This window comes from Kitasatospora sp. NPDC094016, from assembly GCF_040304045.1.
Lineage (GTDB): Bacteria > Actinomycetota > Actinomycetes > Streptomycetales > Streptomycetaceae > Kitasatospora.
In genome coordinates this window covers 145,078-157,663 of sequence record NZ_JBEOUK010000016.1, presented here as the reverse complement: position 1 = coordinate 157,663, position 12,586 = coordinate 145,078, and the positions used below count along the sequence as shown (strand labels likewise).

Annotated in this window: 12 protein-coding genes; 9 read left to right on the top strand and 3 right to left on the bottom strand. The window is 71.7% G+C overall.

What is annotated here, in order from left to right:
• Nucleotides 1–29 precede the first annotated feature (29 nt).
• From ABT015_RS17885 to ABT015_RS17875, 3 genes are all read left to right on the top strand, one after another.
• Nucleotides 30–221: a hypothetical protein gene (locus ABT015_RS17885; protein WP_063348010.1), complete on the top strand. Its 192-nt coding sequence runs from the start codon at nt 30–32 to the stop codon at nt 219–221.
• Between the two features lie 78 nt (nt 222–299).
• Nucleotides 300–2,396 carry a thioredoxin domain-containing protein gene (locus tag ABT015_RS17880; protein WP_350879995.1) on the top strand — a complete coding sequence of 699 codons (2,097 nt, stop codon included), beginning with the start codon at nt 300–302 and terminating at the stop codon, nt 2,394–2,396.
• Nucleotides 2,397–2,436: 40 nt separating this feature from the next.
• Nucleotides 2,437–3,312, top strand: coding sequence for a GNAT family N-acetyltransferase (locus ABT015_RS17875; RefSeq protein WP_350879993.1), 876 nt, complete (start codon nt 2,437–2,439; stop codon nt 3,310–3,312).
• Here the strand turns inward: ABT015_RS17875 and ABT015_RS17870 are convergent.
• Nucleotides 3,303–3,620 (bottom strand): hypothetical protein, encoded by a 318-nt coding sequence (locus ABT015_RS17870; protein WP_350879991.1) that lies wholly within the window; start codon nt 3,618–3,620, stop codon nt 3,303–3,305. The genes ABT015_RS17875 and ABT015_RS17870 overlap by 10 nt on opposite strands.
• A 106-nt stretch (nt 3,621–3,726) precedes the next feature.
• Between ABT015_RS17870 and ABT015_RS17865 the strand changes: the two genes are divergently transcribed.
• Complete coding sequence (locus ABT015_RS17865; RefSeq protein ID WP_350879989.1) at nt 3,727–5,478, top strand: alpha/beta hydrolase; 1,752 nt, start codon at nt 3,727–3,729, stop codon at nt 5,476–5,478.
• The gene (locus tag ABT015_RS17860; RefSeq protein ID WP_350879987.1) at nt 5,475–6,095 is read left to right on the top strand and encodes a hypothetical protein; all 621 of its coding nucleotides are present in this window, start codon (nt 5,475–5,477) and stop codon (nt 6,093–6,095) included. Before ABT015_RS17865 ends, ABT015_RS17860 begins: the two co-directional genes overlap by 4 nt.
• Nucleotides 6,096–6,112: 17 nt before the next feature.
• On the opposite strand, the gene ABT015_RS17855 is transcribed toward ABT015_RS17860, so the two are convergent.
• Nucleotides 6,113–7,045: a hypothetical protein gene (locus tag ABT015_RS17855; RefSeq protein WP_350880042.1), complete on the bottom strand. Its 933-nt coding sequence runs from the start codon at nt 7,043–7,045 to the stop codon at nt 6,113–6,115.
• Between the two features lie 265 nt (nt 7,046–7,310).
• Here ABT015_RS17855 and ABT015_RS17850 point away from each other — a divergent pair, with 265 nt between their 5' ends.
• The 3 genes from ABT015_RS17850 (at nt 7,311) to ABT015_RS17840 (ending at nt 9,649) form a co-directional block, all read left to right on the top strand.
• The gene (locus tag ABT015_RS17850; RefSeq protein ID WP_350879985.1) at nt 7,311–7,985 is read left to right on the top strand and encodes a papain-like cysteine protease family protein; all 675 of its coding nucleotides are present in this window, start codon (nt 7,311–7,313) and stop codon (nt 7,983–7,985) included.
• Between the two features lie 8 nt (nt 7,986–7,993).
• Nucleotides 7,994–8,842 (top strand): hypothetical protein, encoded by an 849-nt coding sequence (locus ABT015_RS17845; protein ID WP_350879983.1) that lies wholly within the window; start codon nt 7,994–7,996, stop codon nt 8,840–8,842.
• Between the two features lie 324 nt (nt 8,843–9,166).
• Nucleotides 9,167–9,649: a hypothetical protein gene (locus tag ABT015_RS17840; protein WP_350879981.1), complete on the top strand. Its 483-nt coding sequence runs from the start codon at nt 9,167–9,169 to the stop codon at nt 9,647–9,649.
• Here the strand turns inward: ABT015_RS17840 and trhA are convergent.
• The gene (gene trhA, locus ABT015_RS17835) at nt 9,620–10,324 is read right to left on the bottom strand and encodes a PAQR family membrane homeostasis protein TrhA (protein WP_380345602.1); all 705 of its coding nucleotides are present in this window, start codon (nt 10,322–10,324) and stop codon (nt 9,620–9,622) included. The genes ABT015_RS17840 and trhA overlap by 30 nt on opposite strands.
• Nucleotides 10,325–10,600: 276 nt before the next feature.
• On the opposite strand from trhA, the gene ABT015_RS17830 reads away from it, so the two are divergent.
• Entirely contained in the window at nt 10,601–12,427 is a 1,827-nt protein-coding gene (locus ABT015_RS17830; RefSeq protein WP_350879979.1) for a phosphoenolpyruvate carboxykinase (GTP), read from the top strand.
• Nucleotides 12,428–12,586: the final 159 nt, after the last annotated feature.

The window sequence follows — 12,586 nt, the reverse complement described above, 5'->3', positions numbered from 1 at the left end:
CTCCCCGTGAGCCGGGCCACCATAGAGATATGAGCGCCCCCGTGAACCTCGTCAACCTCGCCGCCGACCTCGCCGTCGACGACGCCAAGGTCACCCCCGGACTCCTCGGCTTCGTCGTCTTCGCCGCCCTCGGCGTGGCCACCTGGTTCCTGGCCAAGTCCATGAACCGGCAGTTCAAGAAGGTCGACTTCGCGGAGGAGCCGGAAGCCCCCAAGGAGTAGCGCGCGGGCGCGCGCGGGGCCCGGCTCGCCGCAGCCGGCGTCCCGGCGCCCGGCCCCCGATGCGCGAGGATGGGGGGCATGCCGAACCGTCTCGCGGACGCGACCTCGCCGTACCTGCTGCAGCATGCCGAGAACCCGGTCGACTGGTGGCCCTGGGGCCCCGAGGCGTTCGCGGAGGCGGAGCGGCGCGGGGTCCCGGTGTTGCTCAGCGTCGGGTACGCGGCGTGCCACTGGTGTCACGTGATGGCTCACGAGAGCTTCGAAGACGCCGGGGTCGCCGGCTACCTGAACGAGCGGTTCGTCGCCGTCAAGGTGGACCGGGAGGAGCGGCCCGACGTCGATGCCGTCTACATGGAGGCCGTGCAGGCCGCCACCGGGCAGGGCGGCTGGCCGATGACGGTGTTCCTCACGCCCGACAAGGAGCCGTTCTACTTCGGCACCTACTTCCCGCCGGAGCCCCGGCACGGCATGCCGTCCTTCCGGCAGGTGCTGGAAGGCGTCGACGCCGCCTGGCGGGGGCGGCGGCAGGAGGTCGCGGAGGTCGCCGGGCGGATCCGGGCCGACCTCGCCGAGCGCGCCGCCGTCTACTCGGCCGGCGCCCACCACCCGCCCGCCGGTGCCGATCTGCACCAGGCGCTGGTCGCCCTCAGCCGGGAGTTCGACGACCGGCACGGCGGCTTCGGGGGCGCGCCCAAGTTCCCACCGGCGATGGTCGTCGAGTTCCTGCTGCGCCACCACGCCCGCACCGGCTCCGAGGCGGCCCTGGAGATGGCCGTCCGCACCGGCGAGGCGATGGCCCGTGGCGGCATCCACGACCAGCTCGGCGGCGGCTTCGCCCGGTACGCGGTCGACGCCGGCTGGGTCGTGCCGCACTTCGAGAAGATGCTGTACGACAACGCCCTGCTGCTGCGTGCCTACGTGCACCTGTGGCGGGCCACCGGCTCCCCGCTGGCGCGCCGGACCGCGCTGACCACCGCAGACTTCCTGCTGCGCGAACTGCGCACCCCCGAAGGCGCGTTCGCGTCCGCGCTGGACGCCGACAGCCTCGACGAGGAGACCGGGCAGTCCACCGAAGGCGCCTACTACGTGTGGGAACCCGGCCAGTTGGTCGACCTGCTCGGCCCCGCCGACGCGGCCACCGCCGCCCGGCTGTTCACCGTCACCGCCGGCGGCACCTTCGAACACGGCACCTCCGTCCTCCAACTCCTCGCCGATCCCGAGGACTTCGCCGAGTACGAGACCATCCGTGCCCGGCTGTTCGAAGCCCGCACCCGGCGGCCCGCCCCCGCCCGCGACGACAAGGTCGTCGCCGCCTGGAACGGCCTCGCCATCGCCGCCCTCGCCGAGACCGGCGCCCTCCTGGAACGCCCTGACCTCGTCGAGGCCGCCGAACGCGCCGCCGACCTGCTGCTCGCCGTCCACCTCACCCCCGACGGCCGGCTGCTGCGCACCTCCCGCGACGGCCGGGCCGGCACCAATGCGGGCGTCCTGGAGGACTACGCCGACACCGCCGAGGGCTTCCTGTCCCTGTACGCCGTCACCGGCGACGCCGCCTGGCTGCAACTGGCCGGCGGACTCCTCGACACCGTGCTCAAGCACTTCACCGACGAGGCCTCCGGCGCGCTCTACGACACCGCCGACGACGCTGAGGAACTCATCCGGCGCCCCCAGGACCCCACCGACAACGCCACCCCGTCCGGCTGGACCGCCGCCGCCGGCGCCCTGCTCACCTACGCCGCCTACACCGGATCCGACCGGCACCGGACGGCCGCCGAACGGGCCCTCGGCATCGTCGGCGCGCTCGCGTCCCGCGCCCCCCGATTCATCGGCTGGGGCCTCGCCGTCGCCGAGGCGCTGCTCGATGGGCCGCGCGAAGTCGCCGTCGTCGGCCCGGCCGACGACCCGGCCACCGCCGCACTGCGCCGGGCCGCGCTGCTCGGGACCGCGCCCGGGGCGGTCGTCGCGGTGGGCGCGCCGGCGGGCCCGGCGGATGGGTCGGCGGACGGTTCGGTGGAGGGTTCGGCGGAGGACGGCGGCGCGGAGGTGCCGCTGCTGGCGGGCCGGCCGCTGGTCGGCGGAGCGCCCGCCGCCTACGTCTGCCGGCACTTCGCCTGCGAAGCACCGACCACCGACCCGGCGGTCCTCGGCGAGCGGCTGGGCGTCGCCGTCGAATAAAACGCTGGTGGGAGGGGGTGCGGCCGGGCCAGAATGGGCCATGACCTGGACCTTGAGCAGTTCGTTCGACGACTTCCGGCGCCACGCGGAAGAGTTCCTCGCCGCCCGCCCGGCCGAGAGCACCGTCCTGCTCACGGTCGTACACCGGCTGGCCGAACGCGGCCTGGACGTGTTCGGCCAGCGGCCACCGGTCTTCGGCTGGTGGCGCCCGTTGGCCGGCGGCCCGGTCGAAGGAGCCTTCCTCCAGACGCCGCCGTTCGGCCCCCGGCTCTCCTGCACACCGGCGGCGGCAGCCGAGCTGGCGGTCGAACTGGCTGCCGCCGGGAACGAGTTCACCGAGGTGTCCGGCGTCGGCGGAGGTGCGGACGCGGTCCGGGCCTTCGCCGCGGCCTGGACCGCCGCCACCGGCGCCGGCCAGTCCGTCCGCTTCAACGAACGTCTCTACCGGCTCGGCGAGTTGACCGACCCGCCCCGCCCGCCCGCCGGCCACCACCGACCCGCCGCCCCGGCCGACCGCGAACTGGCGATCTGCTGGTACGAGGAGTTCCTCGTCGAAGCCGGGGTCGACCTGCCCAACGTCCCCCAGGCCGTCGACGACCGGATCGCCACCGGCGGCCTCCACCTGTGGGAGGACGGCGGCCGCCCCGTCGCCCTGGCCGGCAGTAGCCCGGTGATCGCCGGCATGTCCCGCATCGGCCCCGTCTACACCCCGACCGACCAGCGCGGACGCGGCTACGCCAGCGCCGTCACCGCCGCCGCCTCCGCCCACGCCCTCGCCCAGGGGGCGGCCGAGGTCCTGCTCTACACCGACCTCGCCAACCCGACCAGCAACTCCATCTACCAGCAGATCGGCTACCGGCCGGTCGAGGACTGCCTGACGCTGGACTTCACGACGCAGGGCGGAACCTACGCGTAGTCGACCGGGCGGCCGCCGACCACCTTCGTGTTGAAGGGGTCGACGGCCGCAGTCGCGGCGGGTGCCGGCAGGTGGTCCGCGTTCACGTACGTCTGCGCGCAGGTCAGCAGATTGCCGCCGGCCGACTTCATGTCACCGGCCAGGCCGTCCAACAGCGCCTTCCAGGCCGCCCCGCACCCCTGCAACGCCGCCCCGCTCTGCCAACCCGCCAGCCCCCCGGCCGCCTTGGCGCTCGGCTCGGCCAACTTTGCGGTCTCGTCGGGCACTTTCCCGGCGACGGTCAGCGCGTTGTTCCCAGCCACGGTCAACTCGCCCGGTTTGACGGTGAATCCTGGGTCGCTCGGCACGATGTCCCCCCGGACGTCCGATGTCGGTCGTGGGCTATGGTAGCGGCGAGTACTGGGGGGTGCACTCATGGTTGACACGGATCGGCGAGCGGGAGAGAACCGCCTCGATCTCGCGAGCCTGAAGAACGCCAAGCCGGAGGACCTGCACACGGCGGCGGACGCCTACGACGCGCTGCACAAGGCGTACACGCAGCACACGGCCGACTGGAAGAGCGGTACCGCGGACCGGGTCCACGGATCCGGCTGGACCGGCCCGGCGGCCGACGCCGCCTTCCACTCACTGGACAGCACCACCAGCCAACTGCACGCCGCCGAAACCGAACTGGCCGCCATTGGCCAGACCCTACGGGACCACGCCGACCTCTTCGGGCTAGCCCAGTCGAAACTCCGGCAGGCCCTCGTCGACGCCACCGCCAAGGGACTGACGGTCAGCGACACGGGGACGGTGAGCTGGCCCCCGGCGACCGGCCCCGTGGACGCCACCTGGGAGACGAAACAGAAGACGGCGGCCGAGGACGTCGCCAAGCGGATCAATGCCGCCATCACGGAGGCGAGTGCGGCCGACCAGACCCTGGCGGGACTGCTCAAGGGCTTCACCCAGCACGCCAGCAGCAAGTCGGGGCTGACCCTCGCCGTCGCCGAGGCCGACCAGAAAGCGGTGAACAGCTCGGGCTCCCCCTACCTCAGGGACATGCCCGCGGTGGGGGCGCCCCCGACGGAGGTCAACAACTGGTGGAACGGCCTCGACCCGGCGGGCCGGCAGTGGTACATCGACCACCACCCGGAGAACGTCGGAAACCTGGACGGGGTCCCGGCGGAGGTGCGAAACCGGGTCAACCGGGCGTACCTGGACAAGCGGATGAGGGAACTCGAAGGCAGGAACCGGACGAAGGACGAAGAGGCGGAGTACCAGAAGCTCAGGCCCATCCAAGAGCGCCTCGCCCAGGATGCCCTGGCGAAGGACGGTCGGCCACCCACCTACCTGATCGGCGTCGGCACCGAAGGCCAAGGCCGCGCGATCCTGTCCTTCGGAAACCCTGACACCGCCACCGACATCTCCTCCTACGTGCCGGGGATCACGACCACCCCCGATTCGCTCGGCGCGGCGAAGCCAGGTACCACGCCCGGTACCAACGAGGCTGAGAACGCCTTGAACGTCTGGCGAGAGGCCAACAAGAAGATCAAGCCTGGTGGATCGGCGGCCTCCATCATCTGGCTCGGCTACGACCCGCCGGACATCGACATCAAAGCGGCCACGCCCGAGCGGGCGGTCAAGGGTGCGCCCGATTACGCGAGGTTCGTCACCGGGCTCCGGGCGACCAATACGAGCGGCCAGAGCCCGCACATCACCTCGATGGGGCACAGTTACGGTTCGCTCCTCGTCGGACAGGCCACGAAGATGGCCGCCCACCAGGGGAACTACACGCTGCCGGACGACGTGGTGATCATCGGCAGTCCCGGTGTCGGCGTGACGCATGCCTCGGACCTGGGGATGCCCGCCGGGCATGTGTGGGCGGGCGCGGCCGGCAACGACCCGGTCACCCAAATCCCCTCAGCCAACGCCGCGACGGTGTCCTGGCCCTTCGGCGGCTTGGTCGGTGTCGACCCGCACGACCTCTGGTACGGGAGAGACCCGGCGAGCGAGTCGTTCGGGGCCAAGCGCTTCACCGTCGACGGTTGGAGCAAGTCGTGGAGCTGGGAGGACTTCGGGATGCACACCAAGTACCTGGCCCCGGAGACGGGCGGCCCCTCGCTGGGCAACATCGCCTCGATCGTGACGGGCAAGGCCGACGACGTTCACCTGACGGAGGGGCGATGACGACCCGCTGGAAGGTGATCGGCTCGATCGTGCTGTCGTCCGTCGTCACGGTGGCTCTCGGTGCGGTGCTGTTCGCCAACGGGTACGGGCCATTGGCGTTGGCCGATCGATCGGGCCGGGTGAGGACAGACGAGGGGAAGGGCTGGATCGACCACGCCCTGCGCGCCACCATGGATGGGGTTTCGCCTTCATTCACCTATGCGGGGGCCGAGTTCGAGGTGCGGAGGGAGGGCGATCTCTGGGACGGCGAGCGGAGTATGGGTTCGGCCGTCACCGAGATCGTCACCGTGCGGACCGCGGTCTCGCGGGCAAAACTGCCGACCTTGATGGATCAGGTGACCCAAGCCTGGAAGGCACTTGGGAGCCGGGTGGTCGATCGATCGGACCCCGCCGATGAGATTCAGGCCCTGCGGGGTATGGGAGACGTGGGTGGGGAGACGTTCCTGACGTTCTACGCGAGGGCCCAGCAAGACTCGACCTACCTGGTGACGTTCAGGGCAGAGGCTATTGGGGTGCTGTACCAGCCCGCCCATGAGTACAAGCCCGTGCCTCCGCTCGTCCGAACATCGCTCGACGCCAAGGTCGATGTGGTCGACGACCCGTACTGGTCGCACTGACGCTGACGCCGCGCCCGTCACTCCCAGTCCCACCGGATCCCCAGCAGGCACGGCCGCAGTGCCGTCGCGACCAGGTGGACGCAGTGGTGGCCGTCCAGGGTCAGTTCCTCCGTCTCGTAGGGGGCTTCGCCCGGGGAGCGGAGGGCGAAGCGGTGGCAGCGGACGGGGAGGGCGGCGGGGTGGAAGGTGATCTGGAGGACGTACTGGCCGGCGCCGGAGTTGAAGCCGCGGACGTATTCGCAGCTGGGGTCGGGGGAGGGGGCGTCGTCGAAGCCGTAGCCGAGGAGGTGGGTGTCGCCGGCGCGTAGGCGGCGGTCGAGGAGGAGTTCGGCGACGAGCAGGTGGTGGGTCTGGTCGCGGCGGATGCGGCCGGGGCGGCAGTTCTCTTCGGCGCGGACGCCGACGCGGGTGATGTCGCTGCCGGGGTCGCCCTGGTAGAGGGCGAGGTAGCGGTCGATGCCGTCGCGGTGGGCGCGGAGGGCGTGTTGGGAGTCGCGGCGGGCGAGTTGGCGGTCGGGGCCGAGGCGGATGCGTTCGATGTGGGTGATGGTGTGCAGGCCGGTGTCGCGGGGGCCGGCGATGGTGGCGAGCAGGTCGTCGACGGCGGTGGCGGGGGAGATGAGGTCGCGGTAGGGGCGTACGGGTGGGCCGGCGGGGGTGGTGTCGGCGGCGCGGCGGGGGCCGAGCAGGCGGGTGAGGGAGTGTTCGGGAAGGTCGAGGACGTCTTCGAGGGCGGCGACGGCACGGAGGGATTCGGGGCGTTCGGGGCGGCGGCGGCCTTGTTGCCAGTAGCTGAGGCTGGTGAGGCCGACGTGGACGCCGCGCAGGGCGAGGTGGCGTCGGATGCGGTGGAGGGCGAGGCCGCGGGTGGCGATGGCGGTGCGCAGGGCGAGGTGGAAGGGGCCGGTGCGGAGGGCGGCGGTGAGGTCGGCCTGGTCGGTGCGGTGGATGACGGCCTCCTGGGGGACGGGCGCGGGCAGACCGTGTTTGACCGTGAATATTCACATCAGGGCGGCGGTTTGTCACCGGTCCTGGCGTGCCACGCGGGGGTTTTCGGGGTGGCGTTCACACCCGTGACCAGTCGTTCACACCTGAACTGTGATGGTCCTGGGGGCCGTTGACCGGCCTCCGGGGGCGGCGGGATGCTCATGGCGCGATCCGGACCGCGCCCCCACACAGCACCTCGCTCCGCTTGTGCAAGGAGGCATTTCCCCCATGCCAGTTCCACGGATACGGCTGCGCCGCGCGGTCTCGCTGCTCGCCCTCGGCGTGCTGGGCCCGGCGCTGACCGCGGTGGCGGCCACTCCGGCGCTCGCCGCCCCCGCCCAGGATCTCGCTCCCGTCCAGGACCGCGCCCCGGCGCAGGTCCGCCAGGCCGCCGCGCCCGGCAGCACGGCCGATCTGGCCGGCACGTTCAAGAAGCTCAACATCACCATGCAGCAGCAACAGCAGACCAACTGGTGCTGGGCGGCGAGCGGGAACACCATCGCCACCTGGTTCGGCTACAACTACAGCCAGAACCAGTTCTGCAACGCCGCGTTCGGCCGTTCGGTCAACTCCAGCTGCCCCAACAGCCAGGCCTCGCTGGCCGATGTGCAGAACGGGCTGGACTGGGTCGGCATCAACCCGGGTTCGTACGTCACCGGCTACCTGCGCTACAACACCGTGCAGACCGAGGTGGACGCGAACCGGCCGATCGAGACCCGGATCCAGTGGAGTTCCGGCGGCGGCCACATGCACGTCGTCTACGGCTACGACACCAGCAGCAACTGGGTGTACTGGGGCGACCCGTGGCCGTCCAACTACCGCTACAACTGGGCGGACTACAACTACTACGTGAACAACAACACGTTCTCGTGGACCCACTCCCTGTACCGGATCGGCGCGTGAGGGCGACCATGACCGACCTCGGAAAGGCCTGTCGGGCCGCCGTCACCGCCCTGCTCGCCGCCGGCCTCGGGCTGGCGCTGGCCCCGGCCGCGCACGCGGACGGGCCGGCCGGCGCCCCGGTGCCGGTGCCCGCCGCGGATCTGGCGAAGGCCCGTGGCGTGGTCCAGGACCGGGCCGTCCTCGACAAGGTGGGCCACTTCTTCGCCCGCAAGGGCGTCCCGCCGACCCAGCAGCTGACCATCGGTGCGGCGCAGGAGGCGCAGGCGGCGAGCGCGGCCGCGCCGCGGCTGGCCGGCGACACCGTGCCGGTGTACACCCTGGACGCGGGTTTCGTGGCCGGCGCCCCGGGTGCGCCGGTGGCGAAGGCCGAGTTCACCGCGAGCAAGGTGGTCGCGGCGGACGGGCAGACGGCCTCGGTGTGGACGATCCGGCAGGGCGACTCCTGGCAGGTGGTCAACATCGCCTCCGGCGGTGACGAGAACGACTACGCGGCGAAGGCGGCCGGCGGCGGTGGCGGTACGGCGTTCCGCGAGCCGCAGGTGAACGCCTGGTACGTGCTGCGCGACGGCCGGGTGCTGCCGCTGGACGACGAGGCCCGGCGCTCGGTGGGCGCGGGCGGGGTGTCGCTGGCCGCGTACCAGAAGCTGGTGCACCAGCGGTACGGGGACAAGCTGCCCGGCTCGGCGTACGACCGGGAGGGCAAGGGCGGCGGCTACCAGCTGGCGGCCGACCGGGAACGGGCGGCGGGCGGCGGTTCGGCGCTGCCGGCCGTGACGGCGGTCGCGGCCCTGGGCGTGACCGCGCTCGTGGGCGCGGGTGCGGCCGTGCGGCGCAGGGCGGGTGTCCGACGGGGGTAGGGCCTCTCGGGCACGACATACGCGCCACGTGGGATGCGGCGGGGTCCGGCTGACACAGCCGGGCCCCGCCGTGCTGTGTGCGGCCCCGGCGCGTCGACCTGTAGCCGAGCGGGCGCGCTGCGTGATGTGTCCTGGAAGTAATGCTTCCGCACAAGGAATTGACGCAACGTTGATCTGTCGTTCGCCGCCCGGGGGCGGCTCCGGGTGACGGACGGTAGATACCATGTGGCAATCGGTCAGTGCTGACTGACGCGTGCCGAGAGCGGAGAAGGGGTGGGGCGGCCGGAGCCGACCACGAGCCCGGCGCCGGGAAAGGGGAGTCGAATGGCCGGCAGGGAGTCGAGCGCCCAGGTGTGGGGTGCGGCGGTGGTGGTGGCGTCCGCGCTCGCCGTGGTCGCGGCCTACCTGATCAACGGGGCGATGCTGGTGCTGGTCGTCGCCGGGGTCGAGGTGCTGCTGCTCATGGTCTACGTGGGCCGCCGCTGGCGGGCGCTCCACCGGCCGGCCGCCCCGCGGGGGCACCGGCCGTCGGCCGTCACCCCGGACGCCGCGCACTGCGAGCGCTGCCGCCGGGCCCGCGAGGCGCTGGACGCCCGGCAGGTGCGCGGCCGCACCGCCGGGCCGGTGGTGGAGTCGTGGCCGGAGGCCGGCGCGGCGGACCACCCGCCGTATCCGCGCCGCCCGCAGGGCCGGGCGCCGTACGAGCGTCCTTGGACAGCGGAGCGGGCGGTCGCCCGGTCCGTGGACCGCGCGGCCGCCCGCCGTGGCGCGCCGGGTTCAGCCGGCCGCGCTGTACGCCACCAGTGAGACCCCGACGTACTGCACGATGAACGCGCCCAGGGTGAAGGCGTGGAACACCTCGTGGAAGCCGAACCAGCGCGGTGACGGATTGGGCCGCTTGAGCCCGTACACCACACCGCCGATGCTGTAGAGCACGCCGCCGACGATCATCAGCACCAGGACGGCGACGCCGCCGGCGTGCAGGAAGTCCGGCAGGAAGAAGGCGGCGGCCCAGCCGAGCGCGATGTACACCGGCGTGTACAGCCAGCGCGGCGCGCCGACCCAGAACACCCGGAACGCTATTCCGGCCAGCGCGCCGCCCCAGGCCACCCAGAGCAGCACCTGCTGGTCGGCGCCCTTGAGCAGCAGGATCGTGAACGGCGTGTAGGTGCCCGCGATGATCAGGAAGATGTTCGCGTGGTCCAGCCGCCGCAGCACGGCGTCCCCGCGCGGGCCCCAGTCGAAGCGGTGGTAGACCGCGCTGACCCCGAACAGCAGCCAGGCGCTGATCGAGTAGATCGCGCAGGCGATCTTGGCGGGGGTGGAGTCGGCCAGGCAGATCAGCACGATCCCGGCGGCGACGGTGGCGGGGAACATCCCGGCGTGCAGCCAGCCGCGCCACTTCGGCTTGCGTCCCGAGGCCTCGTTCTCCGCGCCCTCGTTCTCCGTGCTCTCGACGAGCTCAGCAGTCATGCGCAGCATGCTACCCGCTACCTACGGGGCCGTAGGTTACTGACGCGTAGGAAAGTGGCGATCATCACTCTTGGACGTTTTGGAGTGTTCGGGGCGTCCGCGGAGGCGTCCGGGCCGGGATGTGGACGACCTATTACTGGCCGGTAATCGTACTTACTGTAGTAAAAGATGAGTCAATTTCGCCGCTGTGCCGCAGTTTGGCGTTGAGGCCGGAGCTACGCTGCAAGCACCCTCAGACCCCCGCTACGCCACCTCCTCGCCGAGATGGTGTGAAACGGAGCGATCGTGTCGTACGAGATCTCTGCTCTCAGCGCCTCCGCGCCCACCCGCCACCAGCGCCTGCTCGCGTGGGTGAACGAGATCGCCGAGCTCACCCAGCCGGACCGCGTCGAGTGGTGCGACGGCTCCGACGAGGAGTACCAGCGCCTCGCGGACCTGCTGGTGGCTCAGGGCACCTTCAAGAAGCTCAACGAGGAAAAGCGCCCCAACTCCTACTACGCCGCCTCGGACCCGACGGACGTGGCGCGTGTGGAGGACCGCACCTACATCTGCTCCGAGCAGGAGAAGGACGCCGGTCCGACCAACAACTGGAAGGCCCCGGCCGAGATGCGGGAGGTCTTCCAGGGCGAGAAGGGACTGTTCCGCGGCGCGATGAAGGGCCGCACGATGTACGTCGTGCCCTTCTCGATGGGCCCGGTCGGTTCCCCGCTGGCCGCGTACGGCGTCGAGATCACCGACTCCGCCTACGTCGCCGTGTCGATGCGCGTGATGACCCGCATGGGCAAGGCGGTGCTGGACCAGCTCGGCGAGGACGGCGACTTCGTCAAGGCCGTGCACACCGTCGGCGCCCCGCTGGCCGAGGGCCAGGCGGACGTGCCGTGGCCGTGCAACAGCACCAAGTACATCTCGCACTTCCCGGAGACCCGGGAGATCTGGTCCTTCGGCTCCGGCTACGGCGGCAACGCCCTGCTCGGCAAGAAGTGCTACGCGCTGCGCATCGCCTCGACCATGGCCCGTGACGAGGGCTGGCTGGCCGAGCACATGCTGATCCTGAAGCTCACCCCGCCGTCCGGCGAGGTCAAGTACGTCGCCGCCGCCTTCCCGTCGGCCTGCGGCAAGACCAACCTGGCCATGCTCCAGCCGACCGTCCCGGGCTGGAAGGTCGAGACGATCGGCGACGACATCGCCTGGATGCGCTTCGGCGCCGACGGCCAGCTCTACGCGATCAACCCCGAGGCCGGTTTCTTCGGCGTCGCCCCCGGCACCGGCGTGGACACCAACGCCAACGCCATCGACACCCTGTGGGGCAACACGGTCTTCACCAACGTCGCGCTGACCGACGACGGCGACGTGTGGTGGGAGGGCCTGACCGAGGAGCCCCCGGCGCACCTCACCGACTGGCGCGGCAACGACTGGACCCCCGAGTCCGGCACCCCGGCCGCCCACCCGAACGCCCGCTTCGCCGTCCCGGCCGCGCAGTGCCCGACCATCGCCCCCGAGTGGGAGGACCAGTCGGGCGTGCCGATCTCGGCGATCCTGTTCGGCGGCCGCCGTGCCACCGCCGTCCCGCTGGTGACCGAGTCGTTCACCTGGCAGCACGGCGTCTTCCTCGGCGCCAACATCGCGTCCGAGAAGACCGCCGCCGCCGAGGGCACCGTCGGCGAGCTGCGCCGCGACCCGTTCGCGATGCTGCCGTTCTGCGGCTACAACATGGGCGACTACTTCGCCCACTGGCTGAAGGTCGGCGCCCAGGCGGACGCCGCGAAGCTGCCGAAGATCTACTACGTCAACTGGTTCCGCAAGAACGCCGAGGGCGCGTTCGTCTGGCCGGGCTACGGCGAGAACAGCCGCGTCCTCAAGTGGATCGTCGAGCGCCTGGAGGGCACCGGCGAGGGCGTCGAGACCCCGATCGGCGTGCTGCCGACGGTCGACGGCTTCGACCTCGGCGACCTGAAGCTGTCCAAGGAGGACCTCGACCTGCTCTTCACCGTGGACGCCGACATCTGGCGCCAGGAGGCCGCGCTGGTGCCGGCCCACCTGGAGCTGTTCGGCGACCACACCCCGAAGGAGCTGTGGGACGAGTACCGGAGCCTCGTCGCGCGTCTCGGCTGAGCCTGAGCCTCGGCAGAGCGAGAGGCGGCCGCGCGGCACGAACCGCGCGCCCGCCGAGTGACAGGACGGCCGGAGTTCCCCCGGGCGGTCTTTCCCCGACCAAGGAGACCGCCCGGGCCGGGACTCCGGCCGTAGTGTTTTCCCCGCGCGCGCCGGGCG